Origin of the sequence: Salinicola rhizosphaerae (genome assembly GCF_014652715.1) — a bacterium.
In the GTDB taxonomy this organism is placed as follows: Bacteria; Pseudomonadota; Gammaproteobacteria; order Pseudomonadales; family Halomonadaceae; genus Salinicola; species Salinicola rhizosphaerae.
On record NZ_BMZI01000007.1, the window covers coordinates 192,386 to 214,100 of the forward strand.

32 protein-coding genes are annotated in these 21,715 nt (G+C 63.1%); 2 read left to right on the top strand and 30 right to left on the bottom strand.

Annotated features, from left to right (window positions below; translation table 11 throughout):
• The 5 genes from IE125_RS16000 to IE125_RS16020 form a co-directional block, all read right to left on the bottom strand.
• Nucleotides 1–381: hypothetical protein (locus tag IE125_RS16000; RefSeq protein ID WP_229809167.1), on the bottom strand; the 381-nt coding region annotated here is incomplete at its 3' end.
• The gene (locus IE125_RS16005) at nucleotides 381–707 is read right to left on the bottom strand and encodes a hypothetical protein (RefSeq protein WP_189445675.1); all 327 of its coding nucleotides are present in this window, start codon (nucleotides 705–707) and stop codon (nucleotides 381–383) included. The genes IE125_RS16000 and IE125_RS16005, both read right to left, overlap by 1 nt.
• Nucleotides 704–1,534 (bottom strand): hypothetical protein, encoded by an 831-nt coding sequence (locus IE125_RS16010; RefSeq protein WP_189445676.1) that lies wholly within the window; start codon nucleotides 1,532–1,534, stop codon nucleotides 704–706. Before IE125_RS16010 ends, IE125_RS16005 begins: the two co-directional genes overlap by 4 nt.
• A 53-nt stretch (nucleotides 1,535–1,587) precedes the next feature.
• Complete coding sequence (locus tag IE125_RS16015) at nucleotides 1,588–4,920, bottom strand: phage tail tip protein J-related protein (RefSeq protein WP_189445677.1); 3,333 nt, start codon at nucleotides 4,918–4,920, stop codon at nucleotides 1,588–1,590.
• 3 nt (nucleotides 4,921–4,923) lie between these two features.
• Entirely contained in the window at nucleotides 4,924–5,346 is a 423-nt protein-coding gene (locus tag IE125_RS16020) for a DUF6950 family protein (protein ID WP_189445678.1), read from the bottom strand.
• Nucleotides 5,347–5,369: 23 nt separating this feature from the next.
• Between IE125_RS16020 and IE125_RS16025 the strand changes: the two genes are divergently transcribed.
• On the top strand, nucleotides 5,370–5,591 hold the full coding sequence (locus IE125_RS16025) for a hypothetical protein (RefSeq protein ID WP_189445679.1): 222 nt from the start codon (nucleotides 5,370–5,372) through the stop codon (nucleotides 5,589–5,591).
• On the opposite strand, the gene IE125_RS16030 is transcribed toward IE125_RS16025, so the two are convergent.
• From IE125_RS16030 to IE125_RS16125, 20 genes are all read right to left on the bottom strand, one after another.
• Nucleotides 5,579–6,175 (bottom strand): hypothetical protein, encoded by a 597-nt coding sequence (locus IE125_RS16030; protein ID WP_229809168.1) that lies wholly within the window; start codon nucleotides 6,173–6,175, stop codon nucleotides 5,579–5,581. The genes IE125_RS16025 and IE125_RS16030 overlap by 13 nt on opposite strands.
• Nucleotides 6,175–6,756, bottom strand: a complete 582-nt coding sequence (locus tag IE125_RS16035; RefSeq protein ID WP_189445680.1) for a hypothetical protein — start codon at nucleotides 6,754–6,756, stop codon at nucleotides 6,175–6,177. The genes IE125_RS16030 and IE125_RS16035 overlap by 1 nt, the downstream gene beginning before the upstream one ends.
• Before the next feature lie 10 nt (nucleotides 6,757–6,766).
• Nucleotides 6,767–9,250 carry a hypothetical protein gene (locus IE125_RS16040; protein ID WP_189445681.1) on the bottom strand — a complete coding sequence of 828 codons (2,484 nt, stop codon included), beginning with the start codon at nucleotides 9,248–9,250 and terminating at the stop codon, nucleotides 6,767–6,769.
• A gap of 81 nt (nucleotides 9,251–9,331) precedes the next feature.
• A complete protein-coding gene (locus IE125_RS16045) occupies nucleotides 9,332–9,715 on the bottom strand; it encodes an SEN1984 family lipoprotein (RefSeq protein WP_189445682.1) in 384 nt (127 codons plus the stop codon).
• Between the two features lie 78 nt (nucleotides 9,716–9,793).
• Nucleotides 9,794–9,997 carry a phage tail assembly protein T gene (locus IE125_RS16050; protein WP_229809169.1) on the bottom strand — a complete coding sequence of 68 codons (204 nt, stop codon included), beginning with the start codon at nucleotides 9,995–9,997 and terminating at the stop codon, nucleotides 9,794–9,796.
• Between the two features lie 11 nt (nucleotides 9,998–10,008).
• Entirely contained in the window at nucleotides 10,009–10,443 is a 435-nt protein-coding gene (locus IE125_RS16055) for a phage tail assembly chaperone family protein, TAC (protein ID WP_189445683.1), read from the bottom strand.
• Between the two features lie 9 nt (nucleotides 10,444–10,452).
• Entirely contained in the window at nucleotides 10,453–10,944 is a 492-nt protein-coding gene (locus IE125_RS16060) for a phage tail tube protein (protein WP_189445684.1), read from the bottom strand.
• A 209-nt stretch (nucleotides 10,945–11,153) separates the two neighbouring features.
• On the bottom strand, nucleotides 11,154–11,522 hold the full coding sequence (gene gp17 / locus IE125_RS16065; protein ID WP_189445685.1) for a tail completion protein gp17: 369 nt from the start codon (nucleotides 11,520–11,522) through the stop codon (nucleotides 11,154–11,156).
• Nucleotides 11,522–12,007 (bottom strand): HK97-gp10 family putative phage morphogenesis protein, encoded by a 486-nt coding sequence (locus IE125_RS16070; RefSeq protein ID WP_189445686.1) that lies wholly within the window; start codon nucleotides 12,005–12,007, stop codon nucleotides 11,522–11,524. The genes gp17 and IE125_RS16070 overlap by 1 nt, the downstream gene beginning before the upstream one ends.
• Nucleotides 12,000–12,332, bottom strand: coding sequence for a phage head closure protein (locus IE125_RS16075; RefSeq protein WP_189445687.1), 333 nt, complete (start codon nucleotides 12,330–12,332; stop codon nucleotides 12,000–12,002). Before IE125_RS16075 ends, IE125_RS16070 begins: the two co-directional genes overlap by 8 nt.
• A 9-nt stretch (nucleotides 12,333–12,341) precedes the next feature.
• On the bottom strand, nucleotides 12,342–12,509 hold the full coding sequence (locus tag IE125_RS16080) for a hypothetical protein (RefSeq protein ID WP_189445688.1): 168 nt from the start codon (nucleotides 12,507–12,509) through the stop codon (nucleotides 12,342–12,344).
• Nucleotides 12,510–12,512: 3 nt separating this feature from the next.
• Nucleotides 12,513–13,055 (bottom strand): head-tail connector protein, encoded by a 543-nt coding sequence (locus IE125_RS16085; RefSeq protein ID WP_189445689.1) that lies wholly within the window; start codon nucleotides 13,053–13,055, stop codon nucleotides 12,513–12,515.
• Between the two features lie 55 nt (nucleotides 13,056–13,110).
• Nucleotides 13,111–13,530: a hypothetical protein gene (locus IE125_RS16090; protein ID WP_189445690.1), complete on the bottom strand. Its 420-nt coding sequence runs from the start codon at nucleotides 13,528–13,530 to the stop codon at nucleotides 13,111–13,113.
• A 71-nt stretch (nucleotides 13,531–13,601) separates the two neighbouring features.
• Complete coding sequence (locus IE125_RS16095) at nucleotides 13,602–14,906, bottom strand: phage major capsid protein (RefSeq protein WP_189445691.1); 1,305 nt, start codon at nucleotides 14,904–14,906, stop codon at nucleotides 13,602–13,604.
• 75 nt (nucleotides 14,907–14,981) lie between these two features.
• Complete coding sequence (locus IE125_RS16100) at nucleotides 14,982–15,908, bottom strand: S49 family peptidase (RefSeq protein WP_189445692.1); 927 nt, start codon at nucleotides 15,906–15,908, stop codon at nucleotides 14,982–14,984.
• Nucleotides 15,896–17,086, bottom strand: a complete 1,191-nt coding sequence (locus tag IE125_RS16105) for a phage portal protein (protein WP_229809170.1) — start codon at nucleotides 17,084–17,086, stop codon at nucleotides 15,896–15,898. The genes IE125_RS16100 and IE125_RS16105 overlap by 13 nt, the downstream gene beginning before the upstream one ends.
• A gap of 80 nt (nucleotides 17,087–17,166) precedes the next feature.
• Entirely contained in the window at nucleotides 17,167–17,352 is a 186-nt protein-coding gene (locus tag IE125_RS16110; RefSeq protein ID WP_189445694.1) for a hypothetical protein, read from the bottom strand.
• Complete coding sequence (locus IE125_RS16115) at nucleotides 17,346–19,061, bottom strand: terminase large subunit (protein WP_189445695.1); 1,716 nt, start codon at nucleotides 19,059–19,061, stop codon at nucleotides 17,346–17,348. The genes IE125_RS16110 and IE125_RS16115 overlap by 7 nt, the downstream gene beginning before the upstream one ends.
• Nucleotides 19,062–19,067: 6 nt before the next feature.
• Nucleotides 19,068–19,541: a phage terminase small subunit P27 family gene (locus IE125_RS16120; RefSeq protein ID WP_189445696.1), complete on the bottom strand. Its 474-nt coding sequence runs from the start codon at nucleotides 19,539–19,541 to the stop codon at nucleotides 19,068–19,070.
• A 149-nt stretch (nucleotides 19,542–19,690) separates the two neighbouring features.
• Nucleotides 19,691–20,128 (bottom strand): HNH endonuclease, encoded by a 438-nt coding sequence (locus tag IE125_RS16125; RefSeq protein ID WP_308430156.1) that lies wholly within the window; start codon nucleotides 20,126–20,128, stop codon nucleotides 19,691–19,693.
• Here IE125_RS16125 and IE125_RS16130 point away from each other — a divergent pair.
• On the top strand, nucleotides 20,109–20,330 hold the full coding sequence (locus IE125_RS16130; RefSeq protein ID WP_189445697.1) for a hypothetical protein: 222 nt from the start codon (nucleotides 20,109–20,111) through the stop codon (nucleotides 20,328–20,330). The two genes, IE125_RS16125 and IE125_RS16130, sit on opposite strands and share 20 nt — an antisense overlap.
• Here IE125_RS16130 and IE125_RS16135 read toward each other — a convergent pair.
• From IE125_RS16135 to IE125_RS16155, 5 genes are read right to left on the bottom strand one after another with little or no spacing between them, the layout of a single operon-like run.
• Nucleotides 20,323–20,466, bottom strand: coding sequence for a hypothetical protein (locus tag IE125_RS16135; RefSeq protein ID WP_189445698.1), 144 nt, complete (start codon nucleotides 20,464–20,466; stop codon nucleotides 20,323–20,325). The two genes, IE125_RS16130 and IE125_RS16135, sit on opposite strands and share 8 nt — an antisense overlap.
• A gap of 16 nt (nucleotides 20,467–20,482) precedes the next feature.
• Entirely contained in the window at nucleotides 20,483–20,794 is a 312-nt protein-coding gene (locus IE125_RS16140) for a hypothetical protein (protein ID WP_189445699.1), read from the bottom strand.
• Entirely contained in the window at nucleotides 20,791–21,018 is a 228-nt protein-coding gene (locus tag IE125_RS16145) for a DUF7940 domain-containing protein (RefSeq protein WP_189445700.1), read from the bottom strand. The genes IE125_RS16140 and IE125_RS16145 overlap by 4 nt, the downstream gene beginning before the upstream one ends.
• A complete protein-coding gene (locus tag IE125_RS16150) occupies nucleotides 21,015–21,377 on the bottom strand; it encodes a hypothetical protein (RefSeq protein ID WP_189445701.1) in 363 nt (120 codons plus the stop codon). Before IE125_RS16150 ends, IE125_RS16145 begins: the two co-directional genes overlap by 4 nt.
• A complete protein-coding gene (locus IE125_RS16155; protein ID WP_189445702.1) occupies nucleotides 21,374–21,706 on the bottom strand; it encodes a phage holin family protein in 333 nt (110 codons plus the stop codon). Before IE125_RS16155 ends, IE125_RS16150 begins: the two co-directional genes overlap by 4 nt.
• Nucleotides 21,707–21,715 lie beyond the last annotated feature (9 nt).

Sequence of the window (21,715 nt, forward strand, 5' to 3'; positions counted from 1 at the left end):
CGCATTGATCGCCCACTCACCGCGCTGGCGAATGCCGGTGTAGGTCTGCCACTGGATGAACGCCTCGGCGTTGCGCAGCACGGCGGCGACGAGGTCCGCCAGGGTTTCGGTACCATCGACACCATTGCGGCCCTTGAGAATCGCGGAGAGCGCCGGTGTGTCGGGTGCATCGCCCTGTTCTCCAGCGTCCACCCACGCCTGGTACGCTGTCGCCTCGTTCTGCTGCTGACTCCAGCTCAAGCGCTCGGTATTCGGGTACTCGCGCAAGAGCGGCTTGGCGGCGGCTTCGTAATCGGCGTTGAGCGTAGCGAGCGCCTGGGCTTGAGCCGAGGCGAATCGATCGGCGTTAGTTGGCGCCGGGGTATGCTGCATCGTGCCCATCAGATATCAACCTCCCGAACTTGTTTCGAAGCCGTCCACTCGTCGATCCTTACCTTAAAATCCTGGTCTGTCTCATCATCGGCTTTTTCAGGGGGGGTGGGGGTGTAGAAACCGATCACCGCTGCTGTGACTACTCCATCTGCCATTGCAGCGCGCTGCACTGGGCAAACTGGTAGTTCGGGTGACTCGAATTCTGTAAAGACGCCGTCCTCGGTTCCAAAGTCAAATGTGTCGCTCACGCCTCCCATTGATACAGTCAAAATATTACCCGAGGCGCTGTATGACGCAGTGAGAGAGGACTCTTGAGGTTCTATAATCAGCTTCATACATACCTCCCAAACGCGAAATAATTGGCCGACACAACTTGCGATGAGCGAGAACTAGCAGCCGTCCATGATAGACTTGTTCCGGTAGCATTTGTGTTCAATGGCACTACTGACAAATCCATCAAATAACCCGAACCACTGTAAACGTTAGTCGGGATTACCTGTGGCGATGAGGCGAATGTCATCGGAAATGTGATAGATTCTGAAAGCGAGCGATATCCTCCAGACACAGCATCACCACGGTTGATATCAATAGTCTTGCTGATCGCCCCCACCGCAATGGCATCACCAGATGGCAGCTTCAGGAAAGAACCACTTCCATTTGAACCCCACTCTGGATCAGATAGCCAAGGGCCATGCCCGCTATCGTAGTTGAGCGTCCTGACTTTCGAATAGCTACCACCAGTTGATCGCACCCGTTGATAACCGGTCGTCGATCCTCGGTAATGCTCAAGATAGACAACTCCACTAGAGTTCGGTGGATTGCTAAAATCAGCGGCGTTAACAGCGTAGAATCCATTCCCCAAGTTCGGGTCATCTGGATCATTGATGTAGTTGGCGCTGGTAAGGCCAGTGCCAAAACCACCGATGCCACTTCGGGTGGCACCATCGAAGCCTATGCCAGCGCGAACGTTGTCGGCACTACCCAACCGCCCTCCATTGATGGCGGCCTCTATCGTCTCGTAAATCGCCAGCTCACCGAGCTGCCCATCTTTCGTGACCTCGGACAGCGCGAGGATTCGACCGATCCACTGGCCCGCGAGCTGATAGGCCTCGTTGAGCGTTTCCTGCAACTGCTGCTGATCGACCGTGCCGTCGTTTGCCATTGTTCCTCCGGGCAATAAAAAGCCGCCTCGGTGGGCGGCGTGGTGAATCGGGTTCAGACGCGAGAAGACGACAGCCTCAGATAGCGTTCTCTGATCCTTGCCTCGTTTTCATCTTCGAAATAATCGCTGTTGAAGCCCGATGACGCTTGGATAGCGACAGTTTTTGTTCCGCTCCACCCATCGATCCTCATTGGCATGACGATGTAATCCTCCTCTTCGATCGTTATGCCAGTGCCACGAAAGTCAAAGATACGGCCGTAGGCCCTATCCCAGCGGTATTTTTCAACCCCGCCCACCGTTATCCGAAGACTAAGGCTGGCCCTGACATAATCTCCATCAGGACTCTGCGCGTGCAGAAAGTATTTGAATGCCGTGGTCACATCGACAGCATTCCCCCTCGGATTGATATCAGCCGAGACAATCGACACCCACTCGTTGTCGCCGTTATCTGACGGGAGGCTGATCTCATCCGGAGAGACATTCGACGCATTGATCGTCACCGCCCCCTCTTTGATGTTGAGGGTATCGATTGCCCCGCTTTTGATCATTGCATTCACAATGAACGCATCATCGGCGAAAATCTTACCGCCATCGATCAGCGTGGTGCCGGTGCGCGTCCAGTTGCTCATCTGGTCGTAAGCATCGTCACCAGCGTTGGCCCGCGAGCGGATCGTATCGAGCGACGTGCCGTTGACCGAGACACTGCCCGCCAGGCTGCCGCCGGAGAGCGTGCCGGATCCGCTCAGGTCGCTGAGGTTGACTCTGTCCTTACTGGCAAACACGCCGGCCCCGGTGACGTTGGCCAGCCTCACGGTCAGCGTGTCGGCATCGAGGAACTGGGTCTTGATCTTGCCGCCCGAGATGATCGTCTCGCCGGAGTCGCTGACCAGTTTGTTGAAATTCACGGTGCCGATGAGGGCCTCGGGAATCACGACGCGCCCGTCTTCGACAACGAACGCCAGCACCATCTCGCCCGAAACCTCGTTGTAGATGTAGAAGCGGTCGGCAACCGCACCGATCTCGGCGACCTCGCCGTTCGACATCATCCCGAGAACGGCTTTTTTCCCGTTGACGTCGACGGTTCGGATCGCAGCGGACGTGAAGCTGTTCGTGTCCGGGTCCCACAGCGCGTAGAGGTTGTCCTCGACAGTGGCCTGCCCGACCGCGAGCGTCGTGACCTGCTGTGCCAAGCCTGCTCGCACGATCTGCTCGACGCGCAGTGTCGATGCTGATGCCTCGCCGCCGGCTTTCAGGAGCAGCATTTTCAGCGTCAGCTCGTCATCGACGTGCTGCAACTCACCGATGCTCGTCGTGTTAGCGTCGAGCTCGGCGCGGAATGGCGCGACCGCCTCGTCCGCCGCCTCGATAGCCGCGGGCTTGAGGCCCTCGACAACGACGCCGTAGAGCTGGCCCTCAGCCTCGATGTCGTCCTGGATCGCGTCGAAGATCTCGGTAAAGTCGCTCGTCGTTTCGACTTCCTGGAAGAACAGATCGCTGTGCCCGTAGGCATTGATGCTGTCGATCCAGTAGTAATACGTCGTGCCGTACGCGCGCCCGGTATGGACGAGGCTGGCGCCGGTGCTGAGTAGCTGTGCAGTGCCGCGTACCTGGTTGGCGTCGAGCATCGTCGGCGAGTAGTAAAACCGGAACGATACCGGGGTGCCGGTCCAGTCCAGTTGCGGGATCAGCGTTACCTCGTTGTTCGTGACCTGAACGATGACGCGGTCAGGCATCGGCGGCGCGTTGACGCTGAACGTCACAGTGGCGGCGCCGGACTGTCCAAAGCTACCCCGCGTTCGCACCTCGGCGACGTACTGCCCTGCCGGCAAGCCGCCGATGGTGCACGTCGTCGAGTTGGGCGGCACTTCGATCGCTTGCATGGCCTGGCCGTCCGAACGCAGCACGACGCTGTAGCTCTGCGCGCCGCTGACGGCAGACCAGTCGAGCCGCCCCTGCACGGTCTCCCCGATCGACTCCAGGGTGTAGGTCAGACCGGAGGGCGCGGCGATGCCCCCCGTCGGCAGCAAGATAAAGCCCAGCGGGTTGTAGGGCTCTCCCACGGCGTCATCGTAGATTTCAGGGTCTTCAGCCTGCAACGTGACTTTGCAGCCGCTGTCGCCGTGAAAGTCCCAATCGACGACGCGGAATTCGCCGTCGATGTTGAGCGACGGCAGATAGACGCGCACGACCCGACCTGGGCGACAAGCGTAACCACGGAAGTTGAGCGGGATCGAAAGCGAGCCGCCCGCGCGCTTGCGGCGCAATGCGATGTTGGCGAGGCGCTGTGCCTGGTACGGCGAGAACACATATTGCAGGTCGAGGGTGTCCTCGATCGGGCCGCCGTCCTGCTCGATCCACTCGGCAACGCTGACCGCTGGGTAGTCGGTCTCGGTCCAGCGCTGATCGGGGTCGATGAATTTGCCAGTCATGGTGTTGACCGCGTCCGCCTGGGCGACCTCGGTCTGGCCGCTGATTGCGCCGATCACCATGTCTTCATCGATCACCAACTCATAGGGACCGTAGTAGGCGCCGGCCATCAAGCCGAACTTGCCGCCGATGCGCACGATCTGGCCGCCGCCGGCCGCCTCCATATCGGCAAGCACGCGATCCTTGCGTGTGTCGGCCTTGAAGCCGCCGCCGATGGTGTAGCGTGCCTCGCTGCTGCCGTCCGGATTGGTGACGGTCTCGTCGCTGACGTTGGCCGCGGAGATGAACATCTCCCAGATGATCTCGTCGTCAGGCACGCGCAGGCGCTCGCGCAGATACCACAGGATCACCAGCGCCCAGTTCTCGCTGTAGCCGGTGGTCTCGGTGCGCGGGTCGTAGATCTCGCGGTTGCCACGCAACACGAACAACGGCGTGGGAATACCGCTGGCGAAGTAGTCACGGTCGTAGCGCAGCGACACCCTGGCATAGCTGAGCCCCTTGCCAATCTGGTTGTCACGCCAGTCCGGTGAGTTGTCGAGCAGGCACTGGTTTGGGGTGTCCGGGTTGCGGATCAGCGCGAAGTTCGCGCGGTCGCCGGCGTCGTCGGCAGGCTCCTGGTTGAGATAGAGTTCGTCAATGGACTCGATCTCGCCCTCGCTGAGCACATAGACCATGTGCAGCCATTCGCGCTTGGTCTGGTCGCCCTCTTCCTCCTGCGCCCATGCCAGCAGCCCACCGACGGCGCAGCGGCCGAACTGGTAGTGCGCCGGCTCCTTGCTCGAGCGGATGACCTGCTTGAGCTCGGTCTGAGTGCTGGCCCCCATATCGACCTTGGGCGTCAGCGAGCTCGAGGCGTACATCGCCGCGCCGGCGGCGAACCCCGCCCACGGGTTACTGGTGGCGAAACCCACGGCGACCCCGACCGCTACTGCCGCGACTGCCTTGACCGCCTTGCCCATCCGTTACTCCTCATTCATCTCGTTGCGGGCCTCGACCCGCCAGGCGATCAGCGGCGCGGCGTTGGCTCGCGTCGCGCCCTCTTCGGTGACACACCAGATCCCTCCAGACCAAACGACGCCGACACAGCGGCCCAGCGGCGCCTCGAACAGGACGACATCACCGCGCATGGCCTGGGCGATCGGTACGCGCTGGAAGCAGGCATCCCACGCTGCCTCGAGGCTGCCGTGGGTATTGGCCAGCACGCGCTTGGCGCCGATGGCCGTCTGGTATCGCCCGCGGTATTCCGCTGCCGGATCGACACCGCAGACGGCAACGCAGCAATCAGCGGCGAACAGGCAGCAGTCGTTTTTGCCCCACGAAAAAGCCGCCTCGCGGGCGGCTTGTAGGGTTTGCTGTAGCTGGCGTGGCCAGTTAACGTGCCTCATATAAATTCCGTTGGAGATTGCTCATGACAGTTGAAGTTGATGAAAATCTGAAGCCAAGCGAAAACAGCCCTGGATGGGTTTCTGGCTGGGGTGTACTAACTCCCAGCCCCTGGAATCTGAAGGGCGTCTATGCGAATGAGGAAAAGGCCAGAGCTTCAGCGGAGTCGGGCATGAAAGTCGTCTGGGGAGACCACAAGCCCGGAACCGACGATTTCGTTTACTCCGACAGCGATCAACCGGGATAGCTGAAACTTGGGGCATCCTTTTTTGATCCCCAATAAATTGGCCAGTCTGCAAGCTGGGCCACCGCGAAGAAGAAGCGATCCCCGGGATGGCGTTGCCGGTGATTCTCATCCGTCCAGCGCTCGGTGCCCTGGCGCTGCCAGTCGGCCATCCGGTCGGTGATCGTGACGCTGATAGCGTTGCCGTCGTCGCTGCCGGCGTAGTTGAACTGCGCGGCATCCATCTTGCCGCTGAACAGGATGTCGGCGGCGTAGTCGCCGGCGTCATCGATCGCGACCAGCAGCAGGCGCCCGAACCGGCCCCGGCAGCGCTCGACCTGCGTGCCGGCGATCAGCTCGGTATCCAGCCCCGAGAGCGTCAACGTCACGTTGGCCGGCGAGCCGCTATCCAGCTGCTCTTTCGCCGACGAGACATCGCCGAACGTGCCGACGCCATCGAACGTCTCACCGTTGATGATCAGCAGCCCGGTACCGGTATGCGCTCGCACCATACCGCTCTGGAAATCCAGCTCGCAGGCGTAGGCGAGTTTCACGGTCTGGCGGCCCAGCAGCTCCACCATCGAATCGGAAAACGGGAACGCGGACATCAGAACGCCTCCCGGCAGTCGAGGGTGCCGCCGGCGATCAGCGGCTCGACGGACTGCGCCTGCTCGTCGCTGGCCAGCCGCATGACGGCATAGGGCCGCGTGTAGTTGATCTCAGTACCGTCCGACGGCGGCGTGCGCAACCAAGGCGAGACCTGAATCGTCGCGTTGCCCTGAGTGTTACTGGTGACATCCAGCAGCACCTCGAGGAGCTGATCGTTGACGGTGATGTAGTCCCCCGCCCGCAGCACCAGCGTGCTTTTCTTCCAGCCGCGAGTCGGCAGCGTGCCGGAGGCATTGCCGTTGCCATTGACTCGGGCGGTACCGGCATCCTGCGCCCGCGCGCGCCGCCACGGGTAGAGCTTGAACGTGCCGGCCATCCCCTGCAGCTGCCCGATGAAGGTCGTCAGCTTGCGCTCGTCCGCTTCGAACAGATTGCGAAACTGCAACGAGCACTGGAAGTAGGCGCCCGGGTAGGTCCGGATCTGCTGAGACTTGCTGAACGTCGACGTAAAGGCGCGGTTATTGAACACCCGGCCCCAGTCCATCTTGTACGGTACCAAGCCTTCGGGCCATTCGATCATGGGTGTCTCCTCAAACCTTCAGCATCCGGCGACCCGGCCCGTTACTTTTGAAGTCTTCCAACACGCGGCGATAGCCCATCTCGGCGCCCTGCTCGGCGGCTCGCCGGATGGCGGCGGGATCGGTGGCGCCGCGCGCATCGACGTTGACGATAGGAGCAGGTAGTGAGCCATTGCCTGCACCGCCCTGCTCCATGCCGGACTGCACGTTATCGAGGGTGCGATCCAGCTTGGCGCTGGTGTCGGACGTTGTGACGCGCTCACCCTTCTGCAGATACCAACTGCCGTCCGCCGGTACCGAGTCGATGCCGTCGTGGGCCATGCCGACGTTCTGAATCATGCTCGCCTGCGCCACCTGAGCTGCAGCGGCTGTAGCCCCGGCTATCGGCGCCAGTGCTGGACCCACATAAGGAATTCCGACGACGGCGTCGTAGGCTTTGGAGTACGATGACGGTGCGTTGATGAGCGCCTGGGCGACGGCGGCGGCTTTGGAGACAGCGAACAGCGCGCGGTAGGCGCCGGACTGTTCACCCACGAATGCCGCCGTGAGCCCGGCCAGATCCCCGAATACGCTTTCCGCCGCGGCGAGCTGGGCAACCTGCCGCGCCTGCTCGATGCGGGCGAGCTCGTCTTCGTGCTCCTGCTTGAGGTCTCGTTCCTGGGCATCCCACTGCTCGGTGAGGTCCGCCCGCTCGCTGCGGTAGTTGTCGAGCATCTCGAGTTGGGTGGCATACCAGTCCTCGAGCTCCGCCTGGGCCTCGTCGATCTTGCCCAGCTCACCGAAGGCGCCGCCGATGGAGGCGTCGAGCCCCTGGTACTCCGGGGCGTCGGTGAACCCGGCATCGGCGATCCTGGCCACGGCATCGGCGTACTCGTCCTGCGAGACCTTGGCCGCCTCGAGGATGTCGAGGCGTTTGAGTAGCGTGTCGTTGAGCTTCTCTTCCGGCGTGCGCAGTTCTTCGACCAGCGACCGATAGTCCTCCAGCGCCTGCTGCTGGTCGTCGTAGGCTGCGACGGTCTCCAGCGCTGCGCGTGCCTGGGCCAGCTGCGCCTCGGTGGCGCCCTCGGCTGCGAGCTTGAACAGCGTCTGCTGGTCGGTCGTCAGGCCAACCATCTCGGCTTGCTGTTTCAGCGACGCGATCTGATCGCGAATGGCTTTGGTGGGGTCGTCGGTGTTGCTGCCGGCACCCATGCCGCCAGTGACTTTCGACGGCGGCTTGAACAGCCACTGGTCCAGTGTCTTGATCGGGACACCATCCTGCTCGGCCCAGAACGCCGCGAGCTTGGCATCGACGTCGTCGAGGTAGTCGTCGATGGCCGTGCTCGGCAGCGGCTGGCTGGCGATGTCCTCGAGCTCGCCGCGATACTGCTCGAGCGTGTCGCGCATGTCGGCGGCGCGCTGGCGCACGCCCTCGACGAATTCCGAGTTCCCCATGCTGGAGTCGATGAGATCCAGATCCGTGAATCCGGGGATCGCGTTCATGCCGCGAATCAAATTGTTGATGCCGGCAATCGCGGTATCGATGAACCAGCTGAGGGATTCCCACGCATCCTGTGCGAAATCGGCCACGGCTAGGTTCGCCGAGGCCATGGCGACCTTGACCTCGGCATCGATCACGCGGAACTGCTGGAAGCCATCCAGCAGCGGCCCCAGCGCCTCGACGGAGGTTCGCAGGGCGCTGGTCATCGCGCCCTGGAAATCCCCCGCGCCACCCGCCGCATCGACGAGCCGATCGTTCAGCGTGCTGAGGTAGGGCGCCAACTCGGCGGCGAGCAGGTTGGAAAGCGATGTCAGAATCTGCTGGGTGCGGTCGAACTCGTTCGCAAAATCGGCCAGCTTGGCGATATCCAGCGCATCGAGAACGATGCCCATCTGGTCGGCCTGCTCGCCGAGCGACTGGATCGCGGCGCCGCCGTCGCGGAGAAGCGGAATCAGGGCCGTCGTCTCGTCGGCCATCGACTCCATGTAGAACGTCATATCCTGCTGAGACAGCCCAGCTCGCTCGAGCGAGTCGTAGTAGAGCTGGAGCGCCTGGGGGCCGGAGAGGTTGCGGAACTGCTCCGCCGTGACGCCGATCTGCGGGGCGATGTTCTCGAAGAAATCGGCCATCTCGCCGCTGCCGGTGCTGAGAAACTCGCCGACGCGGTCGTTGGTGTCTTTGAGAATATCGGCGAGCTTATCCTGCTCGACACCGACGGTCGATGTCGCATAGCTCCAGCGCTGGAACTCCTCGACCGAGGTATTCGCAAGATTCGACTGATTCTGCAGCTCACGGGCGTTATCTGCCGCATGTTTCGTGAATGCGACGACGGCAGTCGCTGCCCCAGCCGCAGCTGTACCGACGCCAACGATAGCCGTACTTGCGGTCTTGACCGACTTTGCGATGTCGCTCATGTCGCCCTTTGCAGCTCGCTTGGCCTTTTCCAGCGGGCCGGTGAACGAGCCGATGCGCGCGACAAGATCGAGCGTCAGTTGACCGAGTGAGCGCGTTGCCATCATTTCTCCAGGCGTAAAAAAACCGCCCGAAGGCGGTTGAAGGTTCTAGCTACGAAAAGTGCTCGCAGTGATAAATGCTGGTTATTTAAAGACTCCTGACTTCACATCGTTGTCCGATTCTGTCATTGCATATCGCCAGACAGTGTCATTTTCATTGAAAATAACGTTCAACTTTTTCAACGTGCCGGAGTTCGAGGTGCCAAATAGCCCCACGAATGGAATGAAATTCACAGCGTCAGCGGACATCTCGGAGTAGACATACGTCCATTCCTCTCTGCCGTCTTCCCGGAAGCTTTTGTCGGTCGGACTACCGAGCATACTGAGAAGGTCTGCTTGGGTTGTCTCGTTCTCATGAATTTTGGTTGCTACGGAGGCTTCTGTTTCATCTCCGAGCTTCTGATTCCCGTAGGAAGCGCAGCCTGCCAAAAGACTAGCCATAGCAATAGCGATTAGTGCCGTTCTCATTAATATTCCCTGCAGTGATCCCACAAGAAACATTACCATTTGTTACGTTCATGCAACTATGGCCGATCTCCTACACGATCAATGCCACGTCGCCATGGCCTGCTCGAGCGATTCCGCCGGGCGCTCGGCATGGGGCATAAGGTCCCACAGCGTCAGCGGCTCGTGGCCCTCTTTTCGGTAGCGGTTGGCGTAGATCGCGGTGAGCTGAGCAACGGCGCGCTCGATTCGCTCGCCGGCGTTGAGCGAGCCGTGTTTGTTGCGGTACGCGGCCCACTGGCGCACCTCGGCGAACGTCAGCCGCTGGCGCGCTTCTTCGACCGACGAGCCACCGATGCCGTTGAGGACGAGTTCGTGGAAGAGCTCGGACTCGCCGTCGAGCTCGTCCGGTTCTTTCCCAGGCCGGTGACCTCGCTGATCACCCGGACCAGCTCCATCGTTAGGGCGCCATTCAGCGCACCCCGCTCGGGGTCGGCCTCGCCGGTGATGTCCGCCACGCTGAATACCGGATTGCCCTCGGCATCACAGATGCAGGCGGCAATTCGGCTGGCGACGACATCCCCACCGCCGCGCACGGCGGCGATATCGCTGACCGCCGAGTGGTAGGACATCGGCCGCACGAACGTGGTCGCGGTGAATTCGTCATCGCCCTGCTTCCAGGTGATGGTTTTCTCGACCGGGGCGCCGGTGAAGGCGCCCGCGGTTTTCAGGTTATCGACCGTCAGTTTCATGGCTCGCGATTACTCCCCGGTGCCAGTGTCAGCGGCTGGTTTCTTCGGCGTCCACTTGCCGTCGCCGCTGCGTTGGATGGTGATCTGGGAGCTGACGAGCGCGTTGGTGGCGAAGTCCATCGGGAAGTCGCTGACGTAGCCGTCGAACTGGAACCACGTGCGCGACGTGGGCAGCGTCACATCACTGCCGGAGACAGTTGGCGCTTCCTCGCCGTCGGACCAGCCGACGAAGAACGTGACGTTTTCGTCGGTGCTGGAGTTGGCCATGTCGAATAGCTGGACGTGCGCCGCCTCCTGCGGGTCGGCGTTGACGGTGATCGATGCCGATCCGGGCGTGCCGAGACCCTTCTTGTACTTGCGCGACACGGTCTCTTCGAGATCGGTGTCGTCGATCTGGTCGCGCGGGTTGCCGGCGGGGTTGAACGCCGTGGCGCCGGGAATGCGCACGATAGCGCTACCGGCGAGCATGAAAACCTGTGTGCCCTGGGTCAGAATGGACATCCTGCTATCTCCTGCCCCGGTGGGGCGTTGGTGCAATGAAAAGGCCCGCTCTGATTCGCATCAGGCGGGCCTCAAGGGGTTTGGATCAGCCGAACACGGCCAGAATCGGTATAAGGTTGACGGTGACTTCAATCGCCCAGCGCTGAGTTTGGATGCGGATTGTCATATGTGATTCCTGGTGGTTTATCCCACTAGGGAACCACCCAGCCTCAGCGCGGCACCCACCAGTCGACGTCAAACGAGCGGTGCTGCAGCCCGGTCTCGCCGTCGATGTCTTCGTCACCCCAGCGGGTGATGACGGCATGCCGCTCGATCACGTCGCGCAGGGCAACGAGACCGGCGCGACACTCGTCGACCGAGTCGGCGTAGATGTCGAGCTGGATCGTAGCGCTGTCGATATCCGGCGCGTCGGCGAGATACGATTCCGGCTCGCCGGTGATGAGCTGCCAGGTCGCGTACGGCTTGGCCCCGCCGGCGGGCGCCTGGCTGAACGGGAATACCCGTGTCGGGCTCTCACCGAACACCGCGCGCACGCCTGCATCCGCGGCGACAATCGGGAATATCGGGACGGTCTGCATCAGCTACTCGCTTTCTTCGCGGCCCGCTTGATGGCGCGGTCGACGGCCTTGCCGTATTGGGTGACGAACTCGGCCGTGGCGGCCTCGATGCTGCTGGAGAGCGCGGTGCGCATGAACGGCTGAGCCGGCATCTTGCTGGTGCCCAGCTCGAGCAGGTGCCAGTGCGGCGTGGCCCCTCCGGGGCCGGTATCCGGGTTGCCGGGTTCCAGCTTGCCGCCGCCGAGCACGCCGACGCGGAATTTCAGGTTGCCAGTACGCTTGAAGTAACGGCTCGACCATCGCACGGCGACATTGTCCGCGATCTTGCGGCCCGTCTCCGGATCATCGAGACGTGCGGCGTTTTCCTTTGCCTTGTCTCGTACTAGGTTCGCCGCCTTGCGCAGCGCGAAGCGGCCGCCCTTAAATCGGATATCGTTGGAGACCGTATCGAGCTTGGCATTCAGCGAATTGACGCCCTCGATCTCGAACGTGATTGCGTCAGCCATCGTTCACGCCCTCGCTGCAGGGCAGCGTCAGATACTCGCGCCCGGAGCGCGGGTCGGGCAGCACGCCCTCGATGTTGTAAGTCTTGCCGCGGCTGACGGCTCGCATCTGTGCGGTGACGCCCTCGCGATAGCGGATGACGATTCGCGTCGTCACCGATGACTGCTCGGCGCCGGCGGCGATGAACTCGCGCGCACTGAGCGGCTCGATGCTGGCCCAGACGGTGGCGACCGGTTGCCAGCTCTCGACCATCGCCCCGGTCTGCGGGTTCTGCGTCAGCTGCTTGGATTCCAGCCGCACCCGGTGGCGCAGTTTCCCTGCCTGCATGTCGCCTCCTCAGCGCGCCGGCGTGCCGTCGAGCAGCGTGGCCAGCTCGCCATCGTCTGCGCCGTCTTCCTCGCGAGCGATGAGGAGATCCATGATCGCGCGGTTGGATTCCGCGAGTTCAGCCATGGCGGCGGTCTGGCCGTCGAGGGCGGCGACGAGTTTTTCGATGTCGGTCATGAATCACCCCACGGCATGTCGGCGGTAGTTGAACAGCAGCATCTCGACGCCCATGGGTACCTCTGCCGGCGTGCCGGTGGTCACCACACTCTCTCGGTTCTCGTACCAGTGACCAATGAGCAGTTGGAGTGCGTGAACGATGTCGTCCGGCGTCTCTTCGTAGCCGACGGTAGCCGTGATCGTGACGCTCTCCGGCTCGGCGATGGTCAGCGGCCAGCGGTCGCCCCATCGCGGGTAGAGCCGGTGCGGGTCTTCACGGATGTCGAGACGCAGTGCGTTTTCGTCCAGCGGCTGACTGGCGCCGTCGGGCGCGATGAATTCGAGCGCGTCGATACTCTGTAGCGGGTACCACGGCAGCTCGATGGCGTGATCGAGCTGGGGGAATCCATCCAGCACTACCGTCTCGGTGCGCGGCCTGATGGCCTGCTGCGTGTGCGCCTCGGCGTAGCGGTAGGCGGCGGCGATCAGGCGCTCGAGCAGCGCATCTTCGCTGGTATCTTCCGCGTCAATGCGGCGCTGCAGTTTCACGTCGGCCAGAGTCAGCATCGGGGGCTCTCGAATTCAGAAATGGGAGCCGGCGGCGCGTGCCGCCGGCATTCGGTCAGAGGCTCTCGGCGATGCCGCGCTTGACCAGCTCGGCCGCGGTCTTCGGGTCGAACCCGGCGCGGTCGCCCGGTGCGTAGCGCTGCCACGGGTGCGTGAATTTCACGCGAGTGAGCTGCTTGCTCTTCAGGTTGTGCAGCGCGGATTCCGGCCGGATAGCCTCGTTGGCCTTCTGCGCCTGCGACTGCGCCCCGGTGGCCGGCGTGACTTCCGGATCATCGGGCTGCGGTTGCGTCTGCGCCGTGCCGGCCTTCTGCTGCTCGTTGAGATCCTGATTTTCGTCGGTGACCTTGTCGGCGGTGGAGCCGGACACGACCGGGTCGGCGGACTGGGTGTCCTTGATCTGGGCGTTGTCCTGCGGACTGGCAGTGGCCGCCGGCGTGGTGCCGTTCGACTGATTCGAGTTGGAGCGGGCCATAGTGGCCTCCCTGATTGACGAGGTTGTCGGTTACCCGGACCGGGTGGCCCGGGTCTCGCGGGTGGTGGCCGTTACCAGGTGACGCCGGTACCGAGCACAAGGCCTTCCGGGTGACGGAAACCGATGTCGTGCTCGGTGACGACGCGGATCAGCGACTGGTTACGCGCGAACGCGGAGACCAGCTGGCCGTTGCCGTCCTTGTAGGTGGCCTCGCGGCTGAAATCGATCGTCATGCCGCCGGGCTCGCCGATCACGACGTCGTTCCAGTCGGCGAAATAGATCTCCGATTCGTCGTTGTTGCCGGCGCCGCTGGTATCGAGGTTGGCGGGAATGTTGGTGGTGTGGCGGATCGGGTAGCCCTTGAGCTGGCCGTTGGCCAGTTCCGGATACACCTTGTTGCCGTTGCCATCGCGCAGCCCGAACAGCTTCATGTAGGTGCGCGGCGACAGACCCCAGCCCGGCTGGGCCAGCAGGCTGTTGCTGTTCATCAGCGCCAGCATGAGGTTGTCGAGGTAGGCGTCGATCTCCGCCAGCGTGGCGGTACCGGTCCAGGCGAGCGTGCGGCTGGCCTGACGCGCGGTCTCGGCGAAGCCGGTCGGCGTGTCGCCGGCGCCGGTGTCGCGCAGGAACGCCTTGTCTTCGCGGGTCGCCATCGAGTTGAGCATGTCGTTCAGGAACAGCTGCTCGGCGGCGAAACCGGCGCGACCGATCATCTGGTTGGAGATCGGCACCAGCGTGATCATCGTCTTGGCGTTCAGCTTCACGTCATCCAGCGTTGCGTCGGAGGCCAGCACGTCCGTGCCCTCACCGACGTAGCTGGAAGAGGCGCCGGAGCTCATGCGCGGAATCGTGACGTTGCCGTTGGGCAGCGGGATGACGCGAGCGCCCAGCGCGCGAACGATGGTCTTCGGTCGCAGCAGCTCGATCACCTCGTCGTAGAGGTTTTGCGGGATCAGCGCGCCACCGGAGCCGGTGCTGGTCTCGATCGCCATGGCAACGTCGTTATCGCCGATCTCGTCGCGGGCGAATTTGACCGCGCCGCCGACATCACCCTTGGATGCGGCGACAGACATCGCAACACGCGCAGCTTTGGCGCCCGGGTACTGCTTGAGCTCGGGTTTGATATGGACCGCCGCAGTCTGGACGCCCTGCGCGATGGGCGATTTCACCGGCTCGGCAGAGGTCGCGTTCATGCGCTCAATTTTTTCGAGACGGTCGATCTGCTGGGAAAGCGAGTCAAACTGGGTGGAGAGCTGCTCGAACTCTTCCATCTGCTCGGCAGTCAGCTCGCCGGCTTCGTTTTCCGCATTGGCCAGCGCCTGCACCTTGGCATTGACGTCGGCGCGTTGGCGGCGGAGTTCTTCGATCTTGGACATGACGTTCCTCGGGGTTTCGTCGGGGCAAAGAAAAGGCGGCCAATTGGCCGCCTCGGATACCGCTCCGCCGCGTGGCTAGAGCGTGTTCTGGAGATTCATGGCGCCGGCCCGCGCGGACACGCGAGCGCGGCGCGGGGTGTTCTGGCCGCTGTAACGGGCGGCGATGCTGTCGAGCGCCTCTTGGGCGGGGGCGACTTCGTCGATCAGACGAACTGCCAGCGCGTCCTCGGCGGAATAGATCCGCGCCTCGGTACCGGTCACGGCGGCGAGGTCGAGCCCGCGATAGCTGGCCACCGATTCGGTGAACGTCGAGTAGGCGTTGTCGAGTCGGCGGTCGATCTCGGCGATGGCCTGATCGGTGATCGGCTCATGGGGTGAGCAGTCGTTTTTGTGCGCGCCGCGGTAGTAGGTGTTGAACTTGATGCCGAACTCTTCCTCGGCCTTGCTCACTTCGTAGGTCTCGATGATGACGCCGATTGAGCCGACCATACCGGTCGGGCTGCAGACGATCCGTGAACACGCCGCGGCGAGGAAATAGCACGCCGAAAAGCTGGCGAAATTGACCAGCGCGGTGATCGGCTTGGTCGCGGTGCTGGCCTGGATGAAATCCGCCAGCTCCTTGCAGCCCATGGCCGAGCCGCCGCCGGACTGCATGTCGAGGACGATCTCCTCGACCAGCTCATGACGCAGCGCGGCGTTGATCCGGGTGCGCAGCTTCTCGTAACTCAGCACCTCCTGGCACAGAGCGTCGATCTGGCCGGCGCGCGCGGTGAGGATACCGTGAACCGGGATGATCGCCAGTCGGCCAACGACGCGCAGCCCCTGCATCTCTCGCGCCTCCGGATCGCCGCCGCCCTCCATCCGCTCGGGCAGTTCGTTCAGGCGGCCGAGTAGGCGCGGCTCGAGCACCGACCGGACGGACTGAACGAGATCCGGCGTGGCGTAGAGCGGCGTATTAAACGCCAGCGAGGCGAGATGCGGGTAGTTGATCAGGTGCGACATAGGATTCCCTCGATGTCCTGCATTTGCTCCGGCGTGGCGTTCAGCGAGCGCTGCGTCTGCTGGGAGTCGTTCATGTTGAGCGGCGTCAGGTAGCGATCGCCGCCGGCGATGGGCGGCATGTTCTCGAGCCGACGCACGTCGTTGACCGAGAGCCAACCCCACTGTCGGCCCATGGCATAGGACTCGTAGCGCGACTTCTGGTCGCCGCGCAGCAGCCCCGAGACGTTGAACTCGATGTAGAGGTCGGCTCGCTCGGAGGCCAGCAACAGGTCGCGGCGCATCGCGGCCTCCCAGCGTTTCAGCCAGGGCAGCAGCGTGTAGATGACGAACCCGAGCGACATGGACTCGATGCCCGAGCCCCACGACGTCGACTTGTCGTTGAGCTGCACCATATGGAGCGGGATTTTGTAGAGCCGGCAGATCTCCTCGACCGAGAATTTCCGGCTCTCGAGAAGCTGGGCTTTCTCGTTGTCCATGGAGAGCTGCTTGTAGCTCATGCCTTCCTGAAGCAGCGCGACCGAGAAGGCATTGCGCAGCCCTCCGTGACGCTCGGTGAACTTGTTCAGTAAACGATCGACGCCTTCCTGGCTCTTGATGGCCTCGACCTCGCGCGGCCGTTCGATGACGCCGGACATGGTGGCGCCCCGCTCGAACACCGCGGCGGCGTGTTCCTCGGTCGACATCGCCAGGCCGATGGAGTCGGCGTTGCTGGCGATCGGCGAGATGCCGAGATAGCCGTCGGTGGAGAACGATTTGACGTGATGCATCTGGCGCATCGACACCACCTCGTTGATATCGACGAGGTGGTAATACGGCAGCCCGTCGCTGCCCTTCAGTACCTGCACCTTCTTCGGGTTGATCGGAATCAACTCGATGGGAAAGCCGGCGCCGTCGCGCTCGATCAGCGAGTAGTGATTGCCCTCCAGCCCAAGCGCGCCTTGGCCCTGCTCAAAATATTCGAACGAGGAATCTTTCTGATTGGGCTGGCTGTGCAGCAGGTCGTAGACCGGGTGGCCGGTGGCGCGCTCACGGCCGCCATCCGATGTGCGGCGGTAGAGCTCGCACGGTAGCTGGGCGACAGACTCGGCCAGTAGCGTCACGCAGGCGCGCAGCGCACCGACCCGCAGGGCGTTGCCGCTGTTGACGCCGGCGCCGGCTGACGTTCGGGTGCGGCTCATTCCGCTGATCCAGCTCGTCCAGTCACTGGACTGCTTTTGCGTGGGCTGGCGCGCGCTCTGAAACATGCCGGGTAGGAACATCAGGCCCCCTCCCCGGCAGTCACGTTGCCGCGGCGTGCGGCCGTCCGGGCTGCCAGCGCCGACCAGCTCAGGCAGAGCACGCCGGCCACAATGAAACCGGCCGGCGGCGCCAGCAGCCAGGCGCCGAACGACACCAGCGCGGCGCCGACGAGGCCGATCAGGAAAATCAGGATGGATGTCAGCATGTCACGTCCGAGGTGTCGTAAATGGATTCTTCGGGCTCGTCGTTCTCGGTGAGCACCGCACGACCGAGCGCCATGAGGATGGCGATCGGGCCGTCGATCTTGTTCTCCGGCTTTTCCTTGCGCGGGTAGATGTTGTCCTTCGCGTCCGCCTTGGCGACGACGTTGGATGCCATCCACGTGAGCACGGGGTCGCAGCTGTGACGCCAGCGCCCGCCGGTGATCGCCGCCTCCATCTCGCGCATCGCGGGACTCATGTTCTGCACCGTGTTGCGGTACTCGACGATGTCGGCCCCATCGCTCATGAGCTGGTGCGCAAGCTGCGTGGCGCGCCAGGGGTCATAAGCGATCTCGTTGATCTGGAACCGCCCGGCGAGATCCTTGATGTCTTCGCGGATGACATCGAAGTCGAGCTCTTCGCCATCGGTGACGATCAGGTCGCCGGAGTTGACCCAGCTCTCGTAGGCCGCGCGGTTGTTGCTGGCTCGCTCGATGGCCCCCTCGGGCAGGTAGCTGCGAACGAAAGCGGTCCAGCGCGTCTTCAAGCGACCGTTCTTGTCCTCTATCTCGTCCCGGAACAGCAGCGCGATCGCGGCGATATCGGTCTTGCTCGCCAGGTCGACGCCCATCCAGCACGCCTGCCCCTCGAACTGGTCGATAGTCAGGCTATCGTCGCCGGCGGCATGCCAGTCGGCCATGTTCAGCCAGGCCGTCCGGGCGCTGACCCAGATGTCGAGGTGCTTGGTGAGGAACGAGTTTTGACGGCTCGGGTAGCGAACGGCGTCGCGCTGCGCCTTGAGCAGAAACTCCTCGGAGACCGACACGCCGAAGTTCGGATTCGCTTTGCGCAGCACCGTCGGGTCCTGCCAGTCATCGCCTTGGTCGATGGTATAGATGATCCCAAACAGCTCATCGTTGGGCAGCGCGCCGTCCAGCATCTGCTGCACCTGGCGCCGCTTGTCGTAGCAGGGCCCGGAGATGTTGAAGCCCGCGGTGGTGATGATGAACATCAGCGGCTGATCGCGGGCGCCCATGCCGGTCGACATGGTGTCGTAGAGGTTCGGCGTCTGGTGTTCGTGATACTCGTCGACCAGGGCGCAGCTCGGCGAGGAGCCGTCACCGGGGTCACCGATCAGCGGCTCGAGGCGGCTACCGTCTTCCGGAATCGAGATATTCCGCGCCATGATCTCAATGCCGGCCGCGCTGATCAGCGCCGGGGACTTCTGCAGCATCAGGCGCGCAGGTCGGAATACCTCCCAGGCCTGCTTCTCGGTAGTGGCACCACAGTAGACCTCGGCGCCGTACTCACCGTCCGCGCAGAGCATGAAGTTCGCGACGCCAGCGGCGATCACCGACTTGCCGTTTTTTCGCCCGACCTCGACATAGGCCTCGGTAAAGCGGCGCAGCCCGCTCTTTTTTCGGAGCCACCCGTAAATCACGCAGAACAGAAACTTCTGCCACGGCTCGAGTTCGACCAGCTTGCGCTCTCGCGCCCAGCGCCCCTTTGTATGGGGCATCAACTGGATGAATACGCAGACGTTCTCGGCAGCGTCTTTGTCGAACCGGTACCGAAACGCTCGCCCCTTCGAGGCCTTCAGATCATCGAGGTGTCGCTGACACGCCTGCTGCACTTCCTTGCAGGCCGGAATGCGGCCAGCCACGACGTCCCGGGCGTACTTGTTCGCGGCGTTGACGTTGGGGTAGCTGGCCATTCGGGATCATCGCTTTTTGCCCACCAGTGCGGCGAAGGGGTTGGCGGCGTCTTTGGCGCCGGGCACGGCGAGGCGCGCGCGGCTGGCAGGATCCAGACCGAGCGCGCTGCCGAACGTGTTCATCTGTTTGAGCGACTCATTCGCGACAGTGCAGGCCGGGTTCTTCACCACGCCGCCCATGGGGCTGTCGACTGTCAGGCCATGCTTGGCGATGTCCTGCTCGGCAAGGCGCCATCGGTTATAGGCGGCGCAGTAGGCCTCGAGGTTGGCGAGATCCGAGTCGGTCAAAATCTTGGAGCTCACCAGCCAGGGCCCGACCCGCTCCCACATCTCGACCCCGATCTCGGGCATCCAGTCAGGTGGCGGCGGCACCTCGGTGAGTGAGTTGGCGACCGGCTCATCGTGGTTGATGGCACGCTTACCGGCATTGCCCTGCACGGCCTTGAGGTGGCTCGGCTTGGGCTTGCGACCTCTTGTCATTTGCGAGCTCCTATCGCCGAACCTGATTTTTCAATTTCGCGGGTATAAAAAACGAATGGAGGCTGCGGTGTCCGGGGTCGAAAGGCTCTGGAGTTTCGACCTCCCCCTCCCCTCAGCGCACCATTCTGGTGCATTCGTGAGAATCGATCTCATCCTCGCCCGCCCTGCGCCTCCCGCGCCGTCTTCGCCTTGTGACATGGCGAACAGATCGCCTCGAGGTTGCTGTCGTCATCGGTACCGCCAGACTCGAGGTTGACGATGTGGTCGACTTCGGTCGCGGGCGTCACTCGGCCGGCGCGCAGGCATGCTTGGCACAGGCCTTTGTCACGCTGAAGGACGCGATCGCGGATCCGACGCCACGGCCGGCCGCCGCGTCCGCTTTGACCTCGGCGGCGCTGCGTCCAGCCAGTTGCCTTGTCGGCGTGCTCGTCACAGTAGCCGTGACGCTCGGTCGTCGTGTGGCGGCAGCCAGGAGATCGGCATGGGCGACGGACCTTACCGGGCATGGCTTTACCTTTCAGTGACATTCGCTCATCGTTTAGACGAGACGGAATAAGGAGAAAGCAGATGGGCCGAATCGATAACATTTCTTCAGCTGTGCCGCTGCCTGTCTATCGACTGGCTGACGGCGTAATCTATCGTTTTGCAATTAAGGCACTGAATCCGAAAGGCGAACTCGTCCTGGATTACTACATTGAAAATGAAGCTCAGGCAGTCCGGGTATGCGAGTTGATAACTCGTCAGGGTTTCGCCGATGGGACCGAGCTTGAGAAGGTCAGCATCATCTAGCACACACCTCCTCGAGCATGCCGCGCATCTCGAGCGCCCAATCCGTCAGCCGCCGCTCGCGATCGGCCAGCGTCCAGTAGGTCGCGTCATCGAGCGGCGCCATGCTGGCGGACTCAACCACCGGCAGCGCTGGCATCGGCGGCACCGTGCACTCAGGACTGATCGGTGTCGGTGCTGTCGTCGCGCATCCGGGGATCGCCGAACAGCTCAGGGCGAACACCAGCGCGGCGCTGGGCCATCTGTTCACGCTCGACCTCCCGTGCCTGTACCTGATCCGCGCGCTGGCGGGCGTCGATTCTTCGTTCGGTCGCGCGAGCCTGGTCAACGCCCTGCGCTCGCGCCTTGGCTTTGTCGAGCTCGTCACGCGCCGCGTCACGCTGTCCGCGCATGACGAGCGCCAGCGAGGTCAGCAGCCCAACCACCACGGCCACGCCGGCGGCGACCCACCCATACAAGCGGCTCACTGGATCCGGCTCCGGATGTACTCTTCGATTGCCTTCTGAGGGATCAGCCGCGCACCCACGCCAGCAAAGCCGACCAACGTGGCCAGCGCCGTGAACGCCCACTCGGGAAGCAGGTTCTGGTAATGAGCCAGTACTGGCTGCAGCGAGTAAAGCAGCGCCGCGAGGATGCCGAGCCGCACCGACCACAGCTTGTGCGCCTTGGGCGCTTCCGGCACCAGTCTCATCGCTCACGCCCCGTCTTGAGTTGCAATTGGCCCGTCCAGCCATCGTCGGTCGTCATGTTCGTGGTGGCCCGGCACGCCGCCAGCCGCGCATCCGCGACGCCGATCCGGTAGCGCAAGTCGCTCAGACGGTCCCGCGCGATGTTGCGCTCGGCTTCGTACCTTCCCGCCTTGCTCTGCTCCTCGACCAGCGCGTACCAGAGGCCGTAACCGATGGCCTGCTGGCTATCCTGCCACTCGGCCAGTCGCCGGTCGGTCGCGCTCGCCTGCAGCTGGGACATCACCGCCCACGCCACCGCCACCGCGGCAACCAGCAGATGCGAGCGGCTGTCGCGCGAGAGCCTGCCAATCCATCGGATCATTTCCGCCTCAGTGCCGACGCGATGTCGGCGATATTGTCGAGCAGCCTATCGACGCGCTTCTCGAAGCCGTGCACGCCGATGTAGCCCAGAAACGCAGCGAAAAACCGCCCGGTGTCAGGCTCGAACCCGAAATGCTGGATGAACGGCAGTGAGGTCCACGCGAGGAACCCCACCATCAGCGTCTCGATCCAGCGTTTGCAGATCCGAGCGCCGCCGGAGGTCAGCACTCGCAGCGAAGACATCACCATCGCGCAAAGCGCCGCCGACTGGGCGGGTTCCTGCACGAGCGCGGTGACCGCCAGCCAGAGCTCAGTGATTTGATCCGGCATCTCGATCCC